This is a genomic window from Microcoleus sp. BR0-C5 (assembly GCF_036705045.1).
In the GTDB taxonomy this organism is placed as follows: domain Bacteria; phylum Cyanobacteriota; class Cyanobacteriia; order Cyanobacteriales; family Microcoleaceae; genus Microcoleus.
On the sequence record NZ_JAUBTR010000008.1, the window covers coordinates 1 to 20,278 of the forward strand.

The following is a 20,278-nucleotide window of genomic DNA, read 5'->3' on the forward strand; positions in this document are numbered from 1 at the left end:
GAAGCTCGTAAGCGTGCTTGTTCGTCAGGTGTCATGTTTAGTCTCTCCAAATTATTTATTGATTATTGTAACTCTTGAGACACTCTATTCTTCAGTTACTCTAAAATGGCTGATTGACTCTCAAACATATTTTTGGAGGAAGCTAAGTGTTGGCTTTTCCCAAAAGCAGCGCATTTTATCATACTTTTGTATACTTGCAAAATCGGGATGCTCCCATTGCATCAGCCTTACAAGCAAATTTATCTTTTGATAGCTTGTTCACATCCTTGACAACTTTTTCTTCGGCTTTGACGACAATTTTTTGGGAGAGTTTACCCAAGTCTGATTCCTTTCTGGCTGCGCTCTCTACCACTAGCCATCTTTGCTCTATTCCAGCATAAGTTACTATTTTTTCTCCCCATCTATATCCTGGTAATTTACTAGCAGTCAATTCAGATTCTGGTAAGGTTGATATTAATGTTTGGGCTGATTTTATACTTAAAGGTACTCGACACAACCAGCGCAATTGTGACATCAATTTCAGGTTTGATTCCGTATATAAAGCACAGTCTGCTACCATCAAACTATCTACTTCTAGTTGTTTTTGGTAATCTACCGCTATTTGACCAAAGCATGATGAGTCGGCTTGATTTCCCGATGCTAATTTTAAGAAGATTGGTAGATATCCATCTCCTGTACAGATTAGTTCGATGATAAATTGTTTTAAATCTGGTCTGTGGTCGCGGGAATAACCATAGGTGAGCTTAATTTCTTGGGGTGATTTGATTGCTAATTCTTCTGATTCTTGATTGTTAAGTGCTTCTTGGTTCTCAAATATTACTGATGGTAAGCTAGAATTGTATTCCCCATGTACGTGCATTGATGATGAATATAGGTGTGATGATGACAGCGATACGTTAAATTTTTGGGCTGCTTTTAAGGTAATTGTTAAAAACGTGGTGTCCAGTTCTTTGATGAATAGTTTATCCATCACTCTACTTAGTTTATCATCGTTGAGATATTTTGGCTTGACTCCGGCTCCTATTAAATGTTCACAGGCAATGCTTTCAAAAAATTGGGGAAACATATATAAAGGTCTAGATACAAATCCTAACCCGTTTAAAATCCTGGCTTTTACTACATGACCTGCACAGACTTTTTCTATCTTTTATGGTGGGATTTATTGACTGTTTCTACTAATCCTATAGCGTCTATGATTCCTGCTACTATTCCTAGATGCTCTATGTTCTGAATTTCTATCTCTTTATTGATTAACATCACCACATTCTCCACAACTGCTATGGCTATTTTCCCATTTCTATGGTGGTGGTAAATTAATTTTTTTAACTATTTTGTTGCCTAAGAAAGTTTTCCTTATTTTCCTCTCTTTAGGAGTAAACTTACCTTTTTACTTTCTCTGCCTAATACTACTAATTATCATTAAGCTCCTTGACTCCGATTGGGACTTAGTTCATTTGTACTATTTCATCCCCCTTTTGTTGATGTGTGACAGTTGTGGGTGCGGAATGTGCGATCGAGAAGCAAATAAAAACTCGGCTCAGACCGTCGCAAAGTTTCCAGAGCCAGCCGACTTACTCAACCAGTTAAGAGCGCAGCGCAAAAAGTCGAGGGTCGAACCGGCAGACATCAAGGTGGTTTTGGAAATACTTGGGCGTTCAGGAGGGTAAGGTCGCAGTTGAACAAACCATAGACAAACCATAGACAAGTCATAGACAAACCATAGACAAGTCATAGACAAAATAAAGGTTCTACAGCTTTCACGAGCCGTAGAACCCTTGGAAATATGTGGTTTTTTTGAAGCCGATGGTGGGATTTGAACCCACGACCGTTCGATTACGAATCGAATACTCTACCCCTGAGCTACATCGGCACAGACAACTTTGGATTATAGCACAACCTAAGCGAAAAAAGCAACGAGTTGTAGAATTTAATTCAAAACTCCACAACTCCTAGCTCACCAACAGTTAAACTGTCACTTCCGTGTCAGTTGATCCGCCTCTGGCCCCGGAATAAACTAAACCCCGCTGCATATCCAGCGTCAGCATAGTTCCGTCCCGAATTACCCGCGTGGCATTCTTGACGCCCACCATCACCGGCACGCCCAAGCGCAAACCGATAATCGCGGCATGAGAAGTCAAACTGTCCTCCTCCGTCACCACACCTGCGGCTTTCCGAATCATCTCCACAAAAGCGACGCTTGTGTGTTCCACTACCAAAATTTCTCCAGGGTGGAAATTGCCTACATCCGCAGCAGTGCGAGCAACCCTGGCCATGCCACTCACCGATCCCAAACCGACACCGGTGCCTTTGCCTAAAACTGCTGTCACTACCTCAACTTTGATCAAATCAGTCGATCCGGCAACCCCTTGCAGAGTACCGGCGGTCATTACCACTAAATCTCCGTCGCACACTAACTCTTTTTCCTGGGCGACTGTCATGGCAGAGTGAAATGTCTGGCCGGTGGAAGGCAAATCCAACACCAGCAATGGTTTTACTCCCCATACTAATTGGAGTTGACGGGCTACGTCTACGTGAGGAGTAACTGCCAAAATCGGAGTTTTGGGGCGGAACTTCGAGACATTGCGGGCTGTGGCGCCGGTTTTGGTCAGCGTCATGATGGCAGCGGCGTTCAATTGTTCGGAGATTTGGCTGACTGCTTGGCTGATACCGTTGGGGATCGATCGACCAATATCTTCTACATTCCTAATATTCCGCTTAATTCCTTCCCTCTCCATCCGCACCGCAATTCTCGCCATCGTCGCCACTGCTTCGACGGGGAACTTGCCGACAGCGGTTTCATTCGAGAGCATCACTGCATCAGTTCCGTCCAGAATCGCGTTTGCCACGTCGGAAATCTCGGCGCGGGTGGGACGGGGATTGTTGACCATGCTGTCGAGCATCTGGGTAGCGGTAATTACCGGAATACCCAGGCGGTTGGAGGTAGCAATCAGGCGCTTTTGCAAAATCGGCACGTCTTCGGCGGGTAGTTCCACTCCCAAATCGCCGCGGGCGACCATCACCCCGTTGCAAAGGGTGAGAATTTCCTCCATTTGTTCGATCGCCTCGTGCTTTTCGATCTTAGCAATCACCGGTACTTGCTTGCCGGCACTGGCAATCAGCTCTTTAATTTCGAGCATATCCTGGGGATTCCGCACAAAGCTCAGGGCCACCCAATCGACACCTTGGTCGAGCCCGAACATTAAATCTTTGCGGTCTTTATCAGTCAGCGCTTTAATTGACAGGTAAACTCCCGGAAAATTCACGCCTTTGTTGTTGGAAAGCGGCCCGCCGACTACGACGCGGCAGTACAATTCCCGCGCCGCGCGGTCTACTTTTTCCACCAGCATTTCCACTTTGCCGTCGTCAAGCAGAATCACTGATCCCTCTGGAACTTCGTCTGCTAGGGGGTCGTAGGTGACGGAAGAAATGAGTTCGGTGCCGGGAACTTGGCGACTGGTGAGAATGAAAGGATCGCCGTTTTTGACAACTATAGAGCCTGTCTCAAAGCGCCCTAAACGAATTTTCGGGCCCTGGAGGTCTTGGAGGATGGCAACCGGCTGGTTGAGTTCAAAGGATGTTTGCCGGATTAAGCGAATGCTGCGCTGGTGGTCTTCTTCTGTTCCGTGGGAAAAGTTGAGTCGCAAAGTTGTGGCACCTGCTTCTATAAGCTGGCGCAGCACTTGTGGGTCCGAAGTTGCTGGGCCAATGGTGGCGACGATTTTAGTCCGGCGTAGGGCTTTTGGCAATTGCATCAGCGGTGTTCTGGGGAGGCAGGTGGATTTCTTGTTTAAATTTCGGCTAACGTTTCATTTTTGCACTACAAGCAATGACGTTAGTCTCAAGTCTTAAAAATTTTGATAGTCGTCAAAACAGCAGGTATTGAACAATATATAGAATATCTGACTTTTTACCCATCGGTAATCTTTTCTTGGGGAGCGCCCTTTTTAGCAAATTTTTCCGCTCTCACGCTTGACATAAATACAGACATACCCATTTATTTTATTTGGTCTGCTGAGTTCTTTTGGCTAATCTAGGACTGGTATCCTTGTACAACAGCAATACTTTGCTGTTTGTGCAGAAGCTTGTGTCTGGCGATCGGACTGAGTTCTTTCATAAAACTTTACTATTGTCCGGCTTGTATCTTATACTACGCAAGTGTGAAATATTAAGGAGTCTTAACAAAGATGTCGGAGGCAGGACGGCCGCTGACAGTGCCGAAAGAGTTTCTGAGTCCTCCCGGTGACTTTAATCCGACACTGCTGCTATTTTTGAGTGCAGTAGCGATTCTCGTGATTTCTAACTTGGGTTTCTGGTGTTGGGGATGGCCGCAGTGGTGCTGTTTTTCGCTGAACGTGTTGGCTTTGCACATGGCTGGAACTGTGATTCACGATGCGTCTCATAATGCAGCCCATCGCGATCGCACAGTTAATGCTATTTTGGGACACGGTAGCGCGCTGATGTTGGGTTTTGCTTTCCCAGTGTTTACACGGGTACACATGCAGCATCACGCCCATGTCAATGATCCAGATAACGATCCAGACCATTATGTTTCTACTGGCGGGCCTTTGTGGTTGATTGCTGCGAGGTTCTTTTACCACGAGATTTTCTTTTTTAAGCGCAAACTGTGGCGGAAATACGAACTATTGGAATGGTTTTTCAGCCGTTTGTTTGTGATCGGAGTGGTTTATATTTCCATTCAGTACGACCATTTAGGTTACGTCCTGAATTTTTGGTTTTCTCCTGCTTTGGTGGTGGGGTTGGCGTTGGGGTTATTTTTTGATTATTTACCTCACCGTCCGTTTCACGATCGCGATCGCTGGAAAAATGCCAGAGTATATCCGAGTCCGATTCTAAATATCTTGATTTTGGGGCAGAATTATCATCTGATTCATCATTTGTGGCCTTCAATTCCTTGGTACAATTACAAGCCAGCTTACGAAGCTGTGAAGCCGCTGTTGGATGAAAAGGGTTCTCCTCAAACTTTGGGAATATTGGAAGGGAAAAAGGACTTTTGGAGTTTTATATATGACATTTTTTTAGGGATTAGGTTGCATCACAAAAAAGCGTCTGATTGACAAAAACCCGGTTTCTTTGAGAGGCCGGGTTTTTTTTGCATGGCAGAAGGAACAAGGCAAAAGCAATTGGGGGTAATGGTTGGAGTAGGGAAACGGCACTGCCTTTGGTGGTGTCAAGTTAAGCTTTTAGTCCGCGAGTCTTCCCACCCGACACTCCGCCAGTCCGCCAGGGAATGAATTCCCTGTCTCATAGCTAAAGTCCTCTCAAAGAGGACTGAAGAACTCATTAGTCCTCTTTGAGAGGACTTTCACTTTGAGGCAGGGGTTTCAACCCCTGACGGACTATCGGTTTTACCTTAAGTTGACACGACGAAAGGTACTGCCGTCTCGTGACTGTGGGTAAGATTAATTCCGATGCCACGGGATTTGATATCAATCCCCTATCGGGGAAGTGGTAAAGAAGCTAAGTAGGGGCCCAGAAACCGGGTTTTTTTACGAAAATATTTGGTTGTAGTCCACAGATTCGGTAAAAAACCCGGTTTCTTTGGTCGGAGTGCATAAATTCTGGCGTTGCCAAGAAATGGAAAAATTTCCAGCCGATGTAGTTTCAATCCCCTCGCGGGGAAGTGGTAAAGGAGACTTGGGGTACTGGTTAGAAGTATCTTAACACCCAACTATTAAGGTTTCAATCCCCTCGCGGGGAAGTGGTAAAGGAGACGATCGTTGTATATTCAATTTGGACCCGCAACACGACGGTTTCAATCCCCTCGCGGGGAAGTGGTAAAGGAGACTCATGTCTAATCAAATTTTGATCGCAATCGGCCATACACTTGTTTCAATCCCCTCGCGGGGAAGTGGTAAAGGAGACGTTAATCGTAAACGGTACCACCCACGACATCAATATCTAGTTTCAATCCCCTCGCGGGGAAGTGGTAAAGGAGACAGGTTATCCTTACTGGCCCCATGGCCGTGTGGGCTTACTGTTTCAATCCCCTCGCGGGGAAGTGGTAAAGGAGACTAGATGCACCTGGTGCACCGCCAGTTCCTCCAAAGTTTCAATCCCCTCGCGGGGAAGTGGTAAAGGAGACTTTTTCTTTGGCAATGCTCGCTTCTTTTCCTGCAAGTTTCAATCCCCTCGCGGGGAAGTGGTAAAGGAGACAAAAAACCCTCCAGCAAACGTGACGGCATGGGCAGAAAGTTTCAATCCCCTCGCGGGGAAGTGGTAAAGGAGACGTTTCAAAAAATCTGACACATTCCACGGTGGAAAAGGTTTCAATCCCCTCGCGGGGAAGTGGTAAAGGAGACCTTGGTGCTGATTCAAAGATTCCGGCTCAATTAAAGTTTCAATCCCCTCGCGGGGAAGTGGTAAAGGAGACGTAAAGAAAGATCTTGCACAGACCAGGAGGCAATTAGTGTTTCAATCCCCTCGCGGGGAAGTGGTAAAGGAGACATTGCTTTTGGGATTCTACAAAGAAAACAGGAGAAAAGTTTCAATCCCCTCGCGGGGAAGTGGTAAAGGAGACTTTAAATCGGTGATGAGTGTTTTTGCCTAAAGGCACACTCAAAGTTTCAATCCCCTCGCGGGGAAGTGGTAAAGGAGACGCAACTGCAGCTGCACTAACTGCACTAACTGTAGCTGTTTCAATCCCCTCGCGGGGAAGTGGTAAAGGAGACTCAATGTTTACCCCAATAACATCATTGTTCATGGAGTGCAAGTTTCAATCCCCTCGCGGGGAAGTGGTAAAGGAGACCTGTATTAACGACGATCCAAATTCACCATATAATGTTTCAATCCCCTCGCGGGGAAGTGGTAAAGGAGACAAAAGAGGTAGATAAAAATAACATCCACACTCTCTAAAGTTTCAATCCCCTCGCGGGGAAGTGGTAAAGGAGACTTTAGAGAAAGCTCTAAACGAAATAAAGAAACTAGAGTTTCAATCCCCTCGCGGGGAAGTGGTAAAGGAGACATTTTGTGCACTGGGTTTTATTAGGACCGTTGGTTTCAATCCCCTCGCGGGGAAGTGGTAAAGGAGACGGAAATGATATTGTCTTCGGAAACCGAGGCAATGACAAGTTTCAATCCCCTCGCGGGGAAGTGGTAAAGGAGACAAATTCAAAGACTTTGTTAAAGAGAAATTCCCTCTAGACAGTTTCAATCCCCTCGCGGGGAAGTGGTAAAGGAGACCACCTGCTTCAAGAGATTTCTTTGCTCCTGGTAGCGGGTTGTTTCAATCCCCTCGCGGGGAAGTGGTAAAGGAGACTTGAGGTTAAAGGAGATTTGAAAAGTATTACTATCATGTTTCAATCCCCTCGCGGGGAAGTGGTAAAGGAGACAATCACATGACTATTTCAATTTTTTAACGGCACCCAGGTTTCAATCCCCTCGCGGGGAAGTGGTAAAGGAGACTTGCCATCAAAGATTCTTGAGGAAAAAGATTTAGTAGACTCGCGTTTCAATCCCCTCGCGGGGAAGTGGTAAAGGAGTCGTAACTTCATGTCACCGGTCCGCAACAAGCGTCGTTTCAATCCCCTCGCGGGGAAGTGGTAAAGGAGACGTTAGATGTCAACAAGACAGGGAACAGTACCATTATCAAGTTTCAATCCCCTCGCGGGGAAGTGGTAAAGGAGACTTTTACATTGGCAAAGGAAGTTTTAAGCAAGCACTATTCAGTTTCAATCCCCTCGCGGGGAAGTGGTAAAGGAGACGCCAGTTGATCCTCAAAATATTAGAGGGTACATAACATTTGTTTCAATCCCCTCGCGGGGAAGTGGTAAAGGAGACGAAAGTTTTTTATCGACGTGTTCGATTTAAAGTTTCAATCCCCTCGCGGGGAAGTGGTAAAGGAGACTCTCGGGACATACCGGGCAACCGGAACCAACGCTCTCATGTTTCAATCCCCTCGCGGGGAAGTGGTAAAGGAGACATTTCAGCAGAAGTTGTTGAAGTACCATGGGAAAATGTTCCGTTTCAATCCCCTCGCGGGGAAGTGGTAAAGGAGACGTTCGGTATTGGTGTCTTATTTTAAGTATTCACACGTTTCAATCCCCTCGCGGGGAAGTGGTAAAGGAGACTTGCTAAGTTAATCCGTGCAGAATTAAAAAGGCGCGGAAGTTTCAATCCCCTCGCGGGGAAGTGGTAAAGGAGACAAAAAGATGTAATGATATCAAGCCAGATGAGCTAAAAGTTTCAATCCCCTCGCGGGGAAGTGGTAAAGGAGACCCGCTGAAAACCCTATAGACAGGCTACTAATCAGCTGGAAGTTTCAATCCCCTCGCGGGGAAGTGGTAAAGGAGACCTACATGCAGTTTTTGCGGAAATGGAGAAGAAAACGGTTTCAATCCCCTCGCGGGGAAGTGGTAAAGGAGACATCCAAAGGAGACGAAATATGGCAAGCTTACTAATCTCTGTTTCAATCCCCTCGCGGGGAAGTGGTAAAGGAGACCTGTTCAATAAGTAGTGGATTCAGCTTTATCTCCTAGATAAATGTTTCAATCCCCTCGCGGGGAAGTGGTAAAGGAGACTGTTCGTCCAGGAAGCCTTACCCAGAAAGGGTTTCAAGCCTCAAATCGACGCACCATTTTTTACCTGTCAATAAGAGCGTAAAACCTGCAATAAGCTCAGTTGCTTGCAAGCCGTAACCCTTGGTATGAGAGTAATCGACGCACCTCAACGAGAAAATCAGGGTTTTGCCGATCGCCCGAGGTGCGTCGATTGCCGATCTGCGACACTGAAACTAGCCGCAGACCCAAAATAAAACTATGCAATTTTCAACGTTCTGGAGCGATCGAGCTTTGCAACTCTTAAACACACAATTGCACATCAACCTGCAACTTGTCAACCCCTTGAGAGTGAAATCGGACGATCGCCCTTTTTGACTTGTCGGGGCGATCGACAAAATCCCAGAAACCTGGTTTTTGCGGTTTTCGTCGGTTGTAACCAAGTATTCTAGAAAAAAGCCGGTTTCGGGGAACCCGTGAGTCTAGGAATGTTTGACTTTTTGAGTTGTCGGGGCGATCGAGCAAAACAAGCGCCAAGTCTATTGATTAGGTAAATCCAAGGCGATCGACAAAGCGCTATCTAATTGCACCAAAGCAGACTCTGAAAGTATCCCGCGTTTACGTAAAAGGCGGATTTTCGCCAAAGCGCGAACTTGCTCTCCAAGTGCTATGGAGTCTCGATCAAATCCTCCATCAGGAGCAATTATCAGTACCTGACTCCGATAAATGCGACGTGGTGGGCGATAAGTGGTACAAGGAACCACAAGCACAACTTGACTCGACGCATTTATCGAATCATTGCTAACAATAATCGCTGGGCGAGTCCCTCCTTGCTCTGAACCTTGAACAGGTTCAAAATCAGCATCATAAACTTCACCGCGTCTCATATTCCGACTCACCTATTAGCAAAGCTTCCCAGTCGGCTGTCTCAAATTCTTGACAAATTGCCAAAGCTTCTGCTTGATATTCTGGATCGTTTGCCATTTCTGAAAAGTCGGCATAAATAACTCGATCGGGCTTTAGACTAACTAACTGCTGAGGTTCGCTATTTCGCTCAATTATTTCAGCACCATAGGCAATACAAGCAAGAATATCCTCTCGCCCTATACTAGGATACTGCTGAATTATTTCCTCAATAGTCGAGCCACTAGCTAGGCAATCTAGAATCACAGAAACCCAGATTTGATGTCCCCGAATGCAGGGTTTACCAGAGCCTATATTGGGATCGATCGAGATTCGAGATAGTAAGTTTGTTCTATTCATAAAACATCCTCATTTAACCTGCAATTTGTCAACAAGAATGAGAGTGAAATCAGCCGATCGCCCTTTTTGACTTGTCCGGGCGATCGACATCAAAATCAAAGAAACCGGGTTTTTTGCGGTGTTTGTCGGCTGTAACGCAGAATTCTCGAAAAAACCAGGTTTCTGAGTGCCCGCGCCTCTGGGGCGATCGACTTTCACAATCGCCAAGTCTACTTTTCCCCAGCCACCGCCACCGCTAAATTCCTATCGGGGCGCAAATTTTGAGCTCCGCGCAAATAAGGATGATAAATTTCAGTATGTGCCGGCCAATTGACGTGAATTAAAAACCGGATGCAGCGTTCCAAAGCACCCTCAACGTGCATTTGCTGTACGTCCAACAAAGCAACATTACACCAGTGGGGACGTTCGCGGGCAATCGCAGCCGGAAACACAGCATCTAAATCCCGAGTTGCAGAAAACGTAGCACTAATAATTAAATTTGGATCTAAATCATTTTTTGCTTCTAATTCATCTAATAATTCTTTCACCGCTTCTCGAATTGCTGCCACCGAATTCTCGCTAGCAGTAGTTGCCCCACGAATACCCCGCACTTGCCACTCCACGCAAATTTCCTCCATATTAGTCAGTTGTCAGTTGTCAGTTGTCAGTTGTCAGTTGTTAGTTGTCAGTTGCTAGTTGTCAGTTGCTAGTTGCAATTACCAATTACTAATTACTAATTACCACTGCCAACAGACTACTGCCAACTGGCAACTGACTATTTAATCACGGGCGATACATCCACAGCGGCACACCGTTAGTAGAAAGCTCGAATTCCAGCAAATTCTTGTAAGCCCAAAGCCCGGATGTATCCAGACTACTCCCCAAGACGCGATTTAGGAAAGGTTTTTGTTTTTCTAGCGTGCAGCACTCGGTTTTTTCCGGGTCGAGGCCTGCGAGTTCGGCGGCAAGGCGGCGAGCGTCCTCTTCTGTTCCCAGTCGATCGACCAAACCCAATTCTAAGGCTTGCTGGCCGGTAAAAACCCGACCGTCGGCAAAACTTTTGACTTTTTCAACACCCAAGTTCCGGGCTTCCGCAACGGTTTCCACGAATTGCTGGTAGCTGGTGTCGATCAAATCTTGCAGAATTTGCTGTTCGGGATCTGTCAATTCTCGATCGAATGCCAAGATATCTTTATACGGCCCCGATTTAATCACCTGAAAAGAAACACCTACTTTTTCTAACAGCCGTTCTAGATTGTTGCCGCGGATAATCACCCCAATGCTGCCAGTAATTGTACCGGGATTAGCAATGATATGCTGGGCTCCCATGCCGATGTAAACTCCGCCAGAAGCTGAAATATTGCCAAAACTGGCAACAATTTTGACCTTTTCGCGCAAACGGTTGAGAGCGCTGTAAATTTCCTGGGAATCGCCGACAGTGCCGCCGGGGCTGTCTATCCGCAGCAGCAAGGCGGGAAATTTGCGTTCTTCAACGGTTTTGAGAGCTTCTAGGACTCGTTTGCGGGTTTCTCCGGCAATGGCTCCGGTGATTTCGATACGGGCGATTTGTTTGCGGTAGCGGGGCTTGAATGGCCAAATCATGGGCAGTTTTCGGGCAATGTACGGATTTTTGTAGCTAACTCTTATAGTGTGCCTTATTCATCGGGGTAGATGTTGTGCCTGTGTTCGCAACAGGCAAGATGCCTGTTGCACAATAAAATTCTTGATTGTGGAACAGGCAAGATGTCTGTTCATAATTGCCGCAACAGGCAAGATGCCGGTTCCACCTTGATTGTGTGGAACAGGCATCTTGCCTGTTCATAATGGCAGATCAAGGTTTGTGCGATCGAATTTAACTCAACAGCGATATATAATTGTAAAAATTGCTTAACAAATCTACATCATTCTCGTCAGAGCCGCTCTCATCAATTATTTGGAGTCTCCGCCATGCAGCTAAAACTTACCGATTCTAAACTGCCTTTTGCCCCGCTGTTGCTAATTGCGCCGTTTTTCCTGTGGGGAACCGCGATGGTAGCGATGAAAGGGGTAATGCCACACACAACACCGCTGTTTGTGGCATTCGTGCGTTTGATACCTGCGGGTGTGTTGGTGCTGCTGGCGGCGGCTTTGATGGGAAAACCGCAGCCTGCCGGTTGGAAAGCTTGGCTGTGGATTTCGCTGTTTGCTTTGGTTGACGCTACTTTGTTTCAAGGCTTTTTAGCCGAAGGTTTGGCGAGAACCGGTGCGGGTTTGGGTTCGGTGATGATTGATTCTCAACCGCTAGCAGTGGCGATTTTGTGTTTGTGGCTGTTTCAAGAAAAAATTGGTTTTTGGGGCTGGTTGGGATTAGTGATTGGCGTTTTCGGCATCAGTTTAATTGGGTTGCCGGATGGCTGGATTTTGGGGCTTTTTCATCCTGAAAACGCGCAGGTTTCTGCGGGTATCGAACAGTTGTTTCAGGGTGGAGAATGGTTGATGCTGTTGGCTGCTTTGTCGATGGCTGTGGGTACGGTTTTGGTGCGCTGGGTTTGCCGTTATGTTGACCCGGTGGTGGCGACTGGTTGGCACATGATTTTGGGCGGTTTGCCGCTGTTGGCCATTTCGGCTGCAACTGAGTCCGAACAGTTTGTGAATATTGATTTTTCTGGCTGGATGGCGTTAGGTTATTCTACCGTGTTCGGAAGTGCGATCGCCTACGGTTTATTCTTTTATTTTGCTTCGAGTGGCAGTCTAACCAGTTTAAGTTCTCTTACCTTTCTTACGCCTGTATTTGCTTTGCTATTCGGCAATTTGTTCTTGGGCGAAGTGCTCAATCCGCTACAATCGATGGGAGTTGGGCTGACTTTGGTGAGTATTTATTTGATTAATCAGCGGGATACTTTGGGTGATAAATTGCGAAAAGTGCGGCACGGTGAAGCGAGTGCAGAAGTTGAAGCAACAGGATTGTTAGAATCGTCTGAGTTGAATTCTGTAGAATTACCCGTGCAGTTGCGGGTTAGCGAATTGGAATCAGAAGTGTAGCAGGTGGAAAAGTTTAGGCAAAATTGCCTAAATTTACTACTCGTCTTCTAAAGGAATAACAATTTTCTTGCTTTCAATATCTACTACAAAACTTTTCAAACTGGGATTGTGTTGGTAACAATCCATCAAATCCTTATGCTTGCGATATTGTTTGGAAAATTGCCGATAATATTGAGGCTTTTTAGCGTCAATTGTAAAATCATGTTTCTTTACAAGCTCCTTATTTAAGGTTTCTAAACACTTTTTGAATTTAGACTTTTTGTTGTCTTTATAATACAGTGGCAGCAACCAACACTCAATAGAGTGTACTGATATAGCCCAAATGATTCGCTGTTGACATTGACTGTAGAAATATTCGCCAATTATTTCCTCTTTAAACTTTTCGATAACTTTTTGAATCAACTCTTTAGGAGTAAATTCGCCATTTTTATCTCGCTGTGGGATATCATAACCATGCTCTTCTGAAACATCAGTATCTATTTGGATAATTATATAGTCATTAAATTGAAATGCTTCTTGAAAATCTTTTAAACGGCAATAAGCAAAAACTTGACTCCAACTACCATAACCTTTAAATTTGTTTTCATCTTTTTTATCTCTTTCTGGTTGAAGCGGTCTAATATCTAGATCGGGATTCTTGAAATATCCTGCTAAAATATTTTCAATCACAATCTGGTCAGTCAATCCCTCAGTAATTAATCCAAAACTAATCATATTAAAAATTCTTAGGAAGTCCGCCGATATAGCCCCTCAAAAACGCCTCTGATAATTTTACAGGTTCCTGTCCTTCGAGAGGTTCAGGTTTGAGAATGCGTCTAGCTTTAGTATGCCCTAATTGGTTGCGGTAGATCACAAACAGCCGCTGTTCATCATCATCTAAATCTAAACCGTCCAAAACTGCCGGGTTGTGGGTTGTGAATATAACTTGTTTGTCGTGTTTTTTTGCTAATTCGACTAATTCTTGCATTAATCTGCGACACAATCTGGGGTTGAGGGAAGCGTCAATGTTATCAATTGCAAAAAATTTAGGAGTGAGATCGCTAATGAACAAGGCAAAGTAAAAGAGTAAAAATAAAAAGCCTTCATTAGAGCTTTTTTGGTCAAAGTAAGTTAAATCTCTATCTAAATATTTATCTTTTATTTGGAGAGAAGTTTGCAGGGGTGATAAATTTTCAGGCACTTCAAAATCTCTAAACCAATCTATTAATCGCAACTTTTCTTTAATTTGATTGAGTTTATCTTGGTTTGTTTCTGAGTTCAAAAACTTTATAAGTTTAAACAAGCCTTCACCATTAATACCTAATGGTTGAATTTGTCCTTCTTTTTCAAAAGTTCGTAAGGCTTGGTTTTCAGGAGAGTAAATTGTAAATTTAATTAATTTAGAATGATAAGAAGAATTGTTCAACAATATTTTTAATACTAATGCAATATTTTTTTCCACTTCTTCTATACTGAAATTTTCTCTTTCTAAGGGTGCCATCTTTAAAAGTTTATTTATTTTTTTTTGGAAATGTTTCTTTTTTTGATCTTTCAGCAACCTCTTGTGCAATTTTATTAAATAATATAATATCTTCTGCTGTGCCTGAGTTGGGAGCAACTTTTTTCAAATAAAATCCTGGATCGTTCACGATGTTTTTATTAACCCATTGAGAATAGGGAGAGTTGTCATTATGTAAAATACAACTAAATTGGTCTCCATCATTTTCTTTAAGATCAATTTTGATATCTTTAATCAAATTGTCAATTTCAAAAGCCGATCGCATAAATTGAGGTTCTGTAACTCTGATGCCCCGAGAAGCTAAAAACTCGTTATCCAGCTTATCATCTGCAGCCGCAGAAGCCAGGGCGATCGCCTCTAGGATATTACTCTTGCCGCAGCCATTTTCACCAATCAAAACAGTTACTCGTCCTAACTCTAGTTTCAGCTTTTGAATCGATTTGTAATTTTCTATTCTAACTTCTTTTAGCATAGTTTTCTAGATTTATACTTGTGTTTGTTTAATATGGCTTAATTTTACGGCAGATCGCACTCAAACGTCAATTGGTTGCGAGACAGCCCCCAATGCTAAAATTCCCAAAATTTTATTCACATCTTTGAGGTAATATTCAGTCAGATCGATACTAATTACACTTCCGTCTAATTTCATAAATTTCCAAATACTCCCAGTTGTCACCGCCCCGTAAATTGTTGAAACTTCATTGCCTGTACGTTCGTTAAATATCCTAGCTGCTAACATTTCCGCTACGCATTGCCCCAAGCCTGCAGTGATATTTTCTTTTTTTGCTTCCACGATGGTAATTACCGGAGCGCTGACAAATAGTATTTCGGGTGAATTGCTGATAATAAAATCGCAAATCCCATTTAATCCCCTTTCGCTATCCACGTCAAACTCTATTCCAGAAAATAAGTTAATTCGTTCCTTTAACTGTCTTCTGAGGTCGATTAAAATGGGTGATATAATCATTTCCGAGCGAGCTTTTTCGCTGTTGCTGGCAAGGGCTAAAGGTACATTATAACGTAGAATTTCTGTCAAGAGAAGGCTGCATTCTAAATCGGGTACATTTCCAAATAAATCGACTGTTTCTGAAGTAGTAAGTTGAAAGGTTCGCTTGACTTTTTCTAAACTAAAATCACTGTAAGGCATTTTGCTTGTCTTCCGAAAATTTTTAAGATTAAACAGAATATAATTTGATTGTACTCATTGTGTAGCAGACTGCATGGATCTCAAAGAACGCCTGCACAGCCATCTGATTCAAATTGTACGCGATCGCAACCCATACCTCGCATCCGAAGGGCATTTCTATGTCCAGCAATACATCCGCGAACAGTTGGCACAGTGGGGCAGTGTAGAAATTGACGATTTTTCGGTTCGCGGGCGAATTCATCACAATTTGATTTTGGATTTACCCCCCTCCGAAAAGGCGAGTAAACAGGGGTTGCCGCCGATCGTAATTGGTGCTCATTACGATACTGTACCCGGATCACCTGGGGCCGATGATAATGCTACTGGTGTTGCTGTTTTGCTTGAACTCGCAAGGGATATCGCATCTGCGCCGCTCAAATATCCAGTGCAATTAGTCGCCTTTGATATGGAAGAATACGGTTATTTGGGAAGCAGTCATCATGCAGCTAAATACAAGCAACAACAAGAGTCAATCCGGTTAATGATTTCTTTGGAAATGTTGGGTTATTGCAACCATAATCCTAATTCTCAAAGCTATCCCACTGGCTTGAAATATTTTTATCCAAATTATGGTAATTTTATTGCTTTAATTGGCAATTTGCGGACTGTTCCCGATTTAATTAATTTGAGTGGCAAAATTCGCAAATCTGGTCAGCCCTGCGAGTGGCTGCCGGTGCCGAATCGAGGTTTAATTGTCCCCGATACTCGCCGCAGCGATCATGTTCCTTTTTGGGATAATGGTTATCCGGCTATTATGGTGACTGATACTGCTAATATGCGAAATCCGCATTATCATCGAGAAAGCGATAGGATTGAGACTTTGGATTTGGATTTTCTGGCTGGTGTTTGTCAGGGCTTAGCCAAGGGCATTCGACATCTATAATTAACACGATCGATCGCCTGCGAGTTTGAGCGAGCCGAAAATATGACTTTTATGACCAGAAGTTATGAATTTTATGAATTGACTCGAACAAAACTTTGTTGAATAATTGTAAATTAATCAAGCAAAAATTTCAAAAAAAAGAGATATGAATCCTACTTCTCCCGATCGCACTCGCTGGCAATTTTGGATCGATCGCGGTGGCACTTTTACTGATATTGTCGCCCAGCGCCCCAACGGTAAGCTAGTTATTCACAAGCTGCTGTCGGAAAACCCCGATCGCTACACCGACGCCGCAGTCCAAGGAATTCGCGATATTTTGGGGATTGGGGCGGAGGAATCGATACCCGCCGCCGAAATTGCAGCGATTAAAATGGGGACGACGGTGGCGACAAATGCTTTGCTGGAACGAAAGGGCGATCGCACAATTCTGTTAATCACCAAAGGTTTCCGCGATGCGCTGAGAATTGGCTATCAAAACCGCCCGAATATTTTCGCGCGTCACATTGTTTTGCCCCAGATGCTGTACGATCGAGTTATTGAAGTTGCCGAACGCTACAGCGCTCAAGGTGAAGAGTTAACTGCTGTTAATCCCGAGTTTATCCCGTCTTTGCAGCAAGCATACGATGAGGGAATTCGCAGTTGTGCGATCGTATTCATGCACGGCTACCGCTACTCGGAACACGAAAAACAAGTTGCTAAAATAGCGAAAGAAATTGGCTTTACTCAAATCTCAGTATCTCACGAAGTTAGCCCGCTGATGAAATTAGTTTCGCGGGGAGATACTGCGGTTGTCGATGCTTATTTATCTCCGATTTTACGTCGATACGTCGAACAAGTAACCAGTCAATTATCTGTAGGGGCGGTGCCCCCGTGCCCGCCCTCCCCCTGCCCGCCCCCCAAATTAATGTTTATGCAATCGAATGGCGGCTTGGTGGACGCGGCACAATTTCAAGGAAAAAACAGTATTTTATCCGGGCCTGCTGGGGGAATTGTCGGTGCAGTTCAAACGAGCAAAAAGGCAGGTTTTGATAAAATTATTACCTTTGATATGGGCGGAACTTCGACAGATGTTGCCCATTTTAACGGCGAATACGAACGCGAATTTGAGACGGAAATTGCTGGGGTGAGATTGCGATCGCCCGTGATGGCAATTCACACTGTAGCAGCCGGCGGCGGTTCAATTGTCTTTTTTGACGGGGCTCGCTACCGCGTCGGGCCGGAGTCTGCAGGGGCAAATCCTGGGCCCGCTTGCTATCGCAAAGGCGGCCCCTTGACGGTGACTGATTGCAATGTGATGTTGGGGAAAATTCAACCGGATTTTTTCCCGAAAGTATTTGGATTGAATGGAGATTTGCCGATCGCCCCTGACGTAGTAAAGCAAAAATTTGGGCAATTAGCGGGGGAAATTGGGGGCGAGAGGACGGCCGAAGAGGTGGCAGAGGGTTTTTTGGCGATCGCGGTGGAAAAGATGGCAAATGCTGTCAAAAAAATCTCGCTTCAGCGCGGTTACGATGTTTCGGAGTATACATTGTGCTGTTTCGGCGGTGCGGGCGGCCAACACGCTTGTGCGATCGCTGATGCTTTGGGGATGAAACGGGTATTTATTCACCCTTATGCGGGTGTGTTGTCGGCTTACGGTATGGGTTTGGCTGATGTGCGGGCTATTCGCGAAAGGGCGATCGAGCAACTATTAAATGCAGAATTATTAGCTGATTTGCATCATATTTTAACTGCATTGGAGGCAGATGGAAAGAGGGAATTGAACCACAGAGGCGCAGAGAACACAGAGAATGAGTCAGAGGTTTTAGTTGTTAGCAAGTTGCGCTTAAAATATCAGGGAAGTGACTCGGTTTTGGCGGTAGATTTTTCTGACAATATTGAGGCGATGCAGGCTGAATTTGAAGCAGCCCACCGACAGCGTTACAGTTTTATAATGCCAGAAAAACCGCTGATTGTGGAAGCGGTTTCGGTGGAAGTTGTAGAAAGAATGGATGTGCCGGAAGCCTCCACAATTTCTCCCTCTTGTGGTACGGGCATCTTGCCCGTGCAACCAATTTCAACCGTGCAAATGTATGTTGCTGGCGGGTGGCGGGAAACGCCTGTTTATCAGAGAGAGGATTTGCGATCGGGCGACTGCATTAGCGGCCCTGCTATGATTGTTGAAGCTACGGGAACTAATATCATAGAACCGGGCTGGGAAGGGGAAATCACCGAAAATAATGATTTAATTTTGAACCGCCGATGCACGCAGATGGAGACAGATAATATCCGCGTTCATTCGCGTTCATCTGCGGCTAAATCTGATCCAGTTTTGCTGGAAATTTTTAATAATTTGTTTCGGGCGATCGCGGAACAAATGGGCGTCACATTACAAAACACAAGTTCCTCAGTCAACATCAAGGAACGTCTCGACTTTTCCTGTGCAATTTTCGACAAAAACGGGCAATTAGTTGCCAATGCGCCGCACATTCCCGTACATCTGGGCTCGATGAGCGAAAGCGTTGAAGCTTTAATTTTAGCACAAGGCAATGCGATTCAACCGGGCGATGTTTATGTTTCTAACAATCCATACAACGGCGGCACGCATTTACCAGATATCACCGTTATTACTCCAGTATTTGATAATTCTTCCTCCCTTCCTTTGTTTTATGTTGCCTCGCGGGGACACCACGCCGACATCGGCGGCATCACTCCCGGTTCCATGCCTCCTAACAGTAAAATAGTAACTGAAGAAGGTGTATTGCTTGACAATTTGCTGTTAGTAAGGGAGGGTAATTTTCGAGAAGAAGAATTACTAGAAATTCTGACATCGGGTAATTTTCCTGTTCGCAATTCCGCTCAAAATATAGCCGATTTACAAGCACAAATTGCTGCTAACAAGCGCGGCGCAGAAGAACTGCTCAAGATGGTAGAACATTACGGATTAGAGACAGTGCAAGCTTATATGGGCTTCGTACAAGACAATGCGGAAGAGTCGGTGCGGCGGGTAATTGAGGTTTTGAGTGATGGCGAATTTACTTATCCGATGGATAGTGGCGGACAAATTAAGGTAGCGATTACAATTGACAAATCTGCGCGCAGTGCAAAAATAGATTTTACTGGCACTTCAGGTCAACAATCCAACAATTTTAATGCTCCCGCAGCCGTGTGCAAAGCTGCTGTTTTGTATGTTTTCCGCACATTAGTAGATGACGATATTCCTCTAAATGCGGGCTGTTTGAAACCTCTCGAAATCATCAATCCCGAAGGCTGTATGCTGAATCCTCGCTATCCAGCGGCGGTGGTTGCGGGAAATGTGGAAACTTCGCAGAATATTACCGATGCTTTGTATTGCGCGTTGGGAGTGATCGCATCTTCTCAGGGAACTATGAATAATTTTACCTTTGGAAATCAGCGCTATCAATATTATGAAACTATTTGCGGCGGTTCGGGTGCTGGTGCAGATTTTGACGGCACGGATGCGGTTCAAACTCACATGACTAATTCGCGTTTAACTGACCCCGAAGTATTAGAATGGCGGTTTCCGGTGTTGTTAGAAAGTTTTGAAATTCGGGCTAATAGTGGGGGGAATGGATCTCATCGCGGCGGTAATGGAGTTGTGCGGCGAGTGCGGTTTCGGGAGGATCTGACGGCGGGAATTTTATCGGGGCGGCGGGTGATTTCTCCTTGCGGTTTGAAGGGGGGTGAGGCGGGGAAAGTTGGGCGGAATTATGTTGAGAGATTTGATGGAAATGTTGAGGATTTGGGGAGTACGGCGAGTGTGGAAATGCAGCCTGGGGATGTGTTTGTCATTGAGACTCCGGGGGGCGGAGGATATGGTTATCTGTAGTAGTAAGGTACCCTGGTACGCACCCTACGAATAGAGTTTTTCCGTAAGTTGGGGCAAATTTACAATAAAAAGCTTGCGATCAGATATTAACTGTCCTAGGATAGTA

Annotated in this window: 16 protein-coding genes, 1 tRNA gene and 1 CRISPR repeat array; of the genes, 4 read left to right on the forward strand and 13 right to left on the reverse strand. The window is 44.9% G+C overall.

Annotation, left to right across the window (positions count from 1 at the left end; genetic code table 11):
- Positions 1–178 precede the first annotated feature (178 nt).
- From QUB08_RS05590 to pyk, 4 genes are all read right to left on the reverse strand, one after another.
- On the reverse strand, positions 179–1,144 hold the full coding sequence (locus tag QUB08_RS05590) for an IS1634 family transposase (protein WP_333223935.1): 966 nt from the start codon (positions 1,142–1,144) through the stop codon (positions 179–181).
- Positions 1,141–1,257, reverse strand: a complete 117-nt coding sequence (locus tag QUB08_RS05595) for a DUF4277 domain-containing protein (protein WP_333223834.1) — start codon at positions 1,255–1,257, stop codon at positions 1,141–1,143. Before QUB08_RS05595 ends, QUB08_RS05590 begins: the two co-directional genes overlap by 4 nt.
- Positions 1,258–1,798: 541 nt before the next feature.
- Positions 1,799–1,870 (reverse strand) — tRNA-Thr (locus QUB08_RS05600).
- 94 nt (positions 1,871–1,964) lie between these two features.
- Positions 1,965–3,752, reverse strand: a complete 1,788-nt coding sequence (gene pyk / locus QUB08_RS05605; RefSeq protein WP_333223835.1) for a pyruvate kinase — start codon at positions 3,750–3,752, stop codon at positions 1,965–1,967.
- Between the two features lie 432 nt (positions 3,753–4,184).
- On the opposite strand from pyk, the gene crtR reads away from it, so the two are divergent.
- Positions 4,185–5,075, forward strand: coding sequence for a beta-carotene hydroxylase (crtR, locus tag QUB08_RS05610; RefSeq protein ID WP_333223836.1), 891 nt, complete (start codon positions 4,185–4,187; stop codon positions 5,073–5,075).
- A 544-nt stretch (positions 5,076–5,619) separates the two neighbouring features.
- Positions 5,620–8,537: a CRISPR direct-repeat array (repeat unit 36 nt; unit sequence GTTTCAATCCCCTCGCGGGGAAGTGGTAAAGGAGAC).
- Positions 8,538–9,052: 515 nt separating this feature from the next.
- Here the strand turns inward: crtR and QUB08_RS05615 are convergent.
- From QUB08_RS05615 to sppA, 5 genes are all read right to left on the reverse strand, one after another.
- Positions 9,053–9,400: a type II toxin-antitoxin system PemK/MazF family toxin gene (locus QUB08_RS05615; protein WP_333223837.1), complete on the reverse strand. Its 348-nt coding sequence runs from the start codon at positions 9,398–9,400 to the stop codon at positions 9,053–9,055.
- Positions 9,387–9,776 (reverse strand): DUF433 domain-containing protein, encoded by a 390-nt coding sequence (locus QUB08_RS05620; RefSeq protein ID WP_333223838.1) that lies wholly within the window; start codon positions 9,774–9,776, stop codon positions 9,387–9,389. The genes QUB08_RS05615 and QUB08_RS05620 overlap by 14 nt, the downstream gene beginning before the upstream one ends.
- Before the next feature lie 9 nt (positions 9,777–9,785).
- A complete protein-coding gene (locus QUB08_RS05625) occupies positions 9,786–9,983 on the reverse strand; it encodes a hypothetical protein (RefSeq protein ID WP_333223839.1) in 198 nt (65 codons plus the stop codon).
- A 2-nt stretch (positions 9,984–9,985) separates the two neighbouring features.
- A complete protein-coding gene (gene aroH, locus QUB08_RS05630) occupies positions 9,986–10,393 on the reverse strand; it encodes a chorismate mutase (RefSeq protein WP_333223840.1) in 408 nt (135 codons plus the stop codon).
- 145 nt (positions 10,394–10,538) lie between these two features.
- The gene (sppA, locus tag QUB08_RS05635; protein ID WP_333223841.1) at positions 10,539–11,357 is read right to left on the reverse strand and encodes a signal peptide peptidase SppA; all 819 of its coding nucleotides are present in this window, start codon (positions 11,355–11,357) and stop codon (positions 10,539–10,541) included.
- Between the two features lie 345 nt (positions 11,358–11,702).
- Here sppA and QUB08_RS05640 point away from each other — a divergent pair, with 345 nt between their 5' ends.
- The gene (locus QUB08_RS05640; protein WP_333223842.1) at positions 11,703–12,776 is read left to right on the forward strand and encodes a DMT family transporter; all 1,074 of its coding nucleotides are present in this window, start codon (positions 11,703–11,705) and stop codon (positions 12,774–12,776) included.
- 36 nt (positions 12,777–12,812) lie between these two features.
- Here QUB08_RS05640 and QUB08_RS05645 read toward each other — a convergent pair whose 3' ends face one another.
- From QUB08_RS05645 to QUB08_RS05660, 4 genes are read right to left on the reverse strand one after another with little or no spacing between them, the layout of a single operon-like run.
- Positions 12,813–13,490: a phage tail protein gene (locus QUB08_RS05645; RefSeq protein ID WP_333223843.1), complete on the reverse strand. Its 678-nt coding sequence runs from the start codon at positions 13,488–13,490 to the stop codon at positions 12,813–12,815.
- A gap of 1 nt (position 13,491) precedes the next feature.
- Positions 13,492–14,256 carry an AAA family ATPase gene (locus QUB08_RS05650; protein WP_333223844.1) on the reverse strand — a complete coding sequence of 255 codons (765 nt, stop codon included), beginning with the start codon at positions 14,254–14,256 and terminating at the stop codon, positions 13,492–13,494.
- Positions 14,257–14,266: 10 nt separating this feature from the next.
- Positions 14,267–14,746, reverse strand: a complete 480-nt coding sequence (locus QUB08_RS05655) for an AAA family ATPase (RefSeq protein WP_333223845.1) — start codon at positions 14,744–14,746, stop codon at positions 14,267–14,269.
- 60 nt (positions 14,747–14,806) lie between these two features.
- On the reverse strand, positions 14,807–15,421 hold the full coding sequence (locus QUB08_RS05660) for a hypothetical protein (protein WP_333223846.1): 615 nt from the start codon (positions 15,419–15,421) through the stop codon (positions 14,807–14,809).
- A gap of 73 nt (positions 15,422–15,494) precedes the next feature.
- Between QUB08_RS05660 and QUB08_RS05665 the strand changes: the two genes are divergently transcribed.
- Positions 15,495–16,343, forward strand: coding sequence for a M28 family peptidase (locus QUB08_RS05665; protein ID WP_333223847.1), 849 nt, complete (start codon positions 15,495–15,497; stop codon positions 16,341–16,343).
- A gap of 145 nt (positions 16,344–16,488) precedes the next feature.
- Entirely contained in the window at positions 16,489–20,172 is a 3,684-nt protein-coding gene (locus QUB08_RS05670) for a hydantoinase B/oxoprolinase family protein (protein WP_333223848.1), read from the forward strand.
- Positions 20,173–20,278: the final 106 nt, after the last annotated feature.

Coding starts and splice junctions, on each gene's coding strand:
- QUB08_RS05660 (WP_333223846.1), bottom strand. CDS start 15,421: ATGCCTTACAGTGATTTTAGTTTAGAAAAAGTCAAGCGAACCTTTCAA.
- QUB08_RS05665 (WP_333223847.1), top strand. CDS start 15,495: ATGGATCTCAAAGAACGCCTGCACAGCCATCTGATTCAAATTGTACGC.
- QUB08_RS05655 (WP_333223845.1), bottom strand. CDS start 14,746: ATGCTAAAAGAAGTTAGAATAGAAAATTACAAATCGATTCAAAAGCTG.
- sppA (WP_333223841.1), bottom strand. CDS start 11,357: ATGATTTGGCCATTCAAGCCCCGCTACCGCAAACAAATCGCCCGTATC.
- pyk (WP_333223835.1), bottom strand. CDS start 3,752: ATGCAATTGCCAAAAGCCCTACGCCGGACTAAAATCGTCGCCACCATT.
- QUB08_RS05595 (WP_333223834.1), bottom strand. CDS start 1,257: ATGTTAATCAATAAAGAGATAGAAATTCAGAACATAGAGCATCTAGGA.
- QUB08_RS05620 (WP_333223838.1), bottom strand. CDS start 9,776: ATGAATAGAACAAACTTACTATCTCGAATCTCGATCGATCCCAATATA.
- QUB08_RS05615 (WP_333223837.1), bottom strand. CDS start 9,400: ATGAGACGCGGTGAAGTTTATGATGCTGATTTTGAACCTGTTCAAGGT.
- QUB08_RS05640 (WP_333223842.1), top strand. CDS start 11,703: ATGCAGCTAAAACTTACCGATTCTAAACTGCCTTTTGCCCCGCTGTTG.
- QUB08_RS05650 (WP_333223844.1), bottom strand. CDS start 14,256: ATGGCACCCTTAGAAAGAGAAAATTTCAGTATAGAAGAAGTGGAAAAA.
- QUB08_RS05645 (WP_333223843.1), bottom strand. CDS start 13,490: ATGATTAGTTTTGGATTAATTACTGAGGGATTGACTGACCAGATTGTG.
- crtR (WP_333223836.1), top strand. CDS start 4,185: ATGTCGGAGGCAGGACGGCCGCTGACAGTGCCGAAAGAGTTTCTGAGT.
- QUB08_RS05670 (WP_333223848.1), top strand. CDS start 16,489: ATGAATCCTACTTCTCCCGATCGCACTCGCTGGCAATTTTGGATCGAT.
- aroH (WP_333223840.1), bottom strand. CDS start 10,393: ATGGAGGAAATTTGCGTGGAGTGGCAAGTGCGGGGTATTCGTGGGGCA.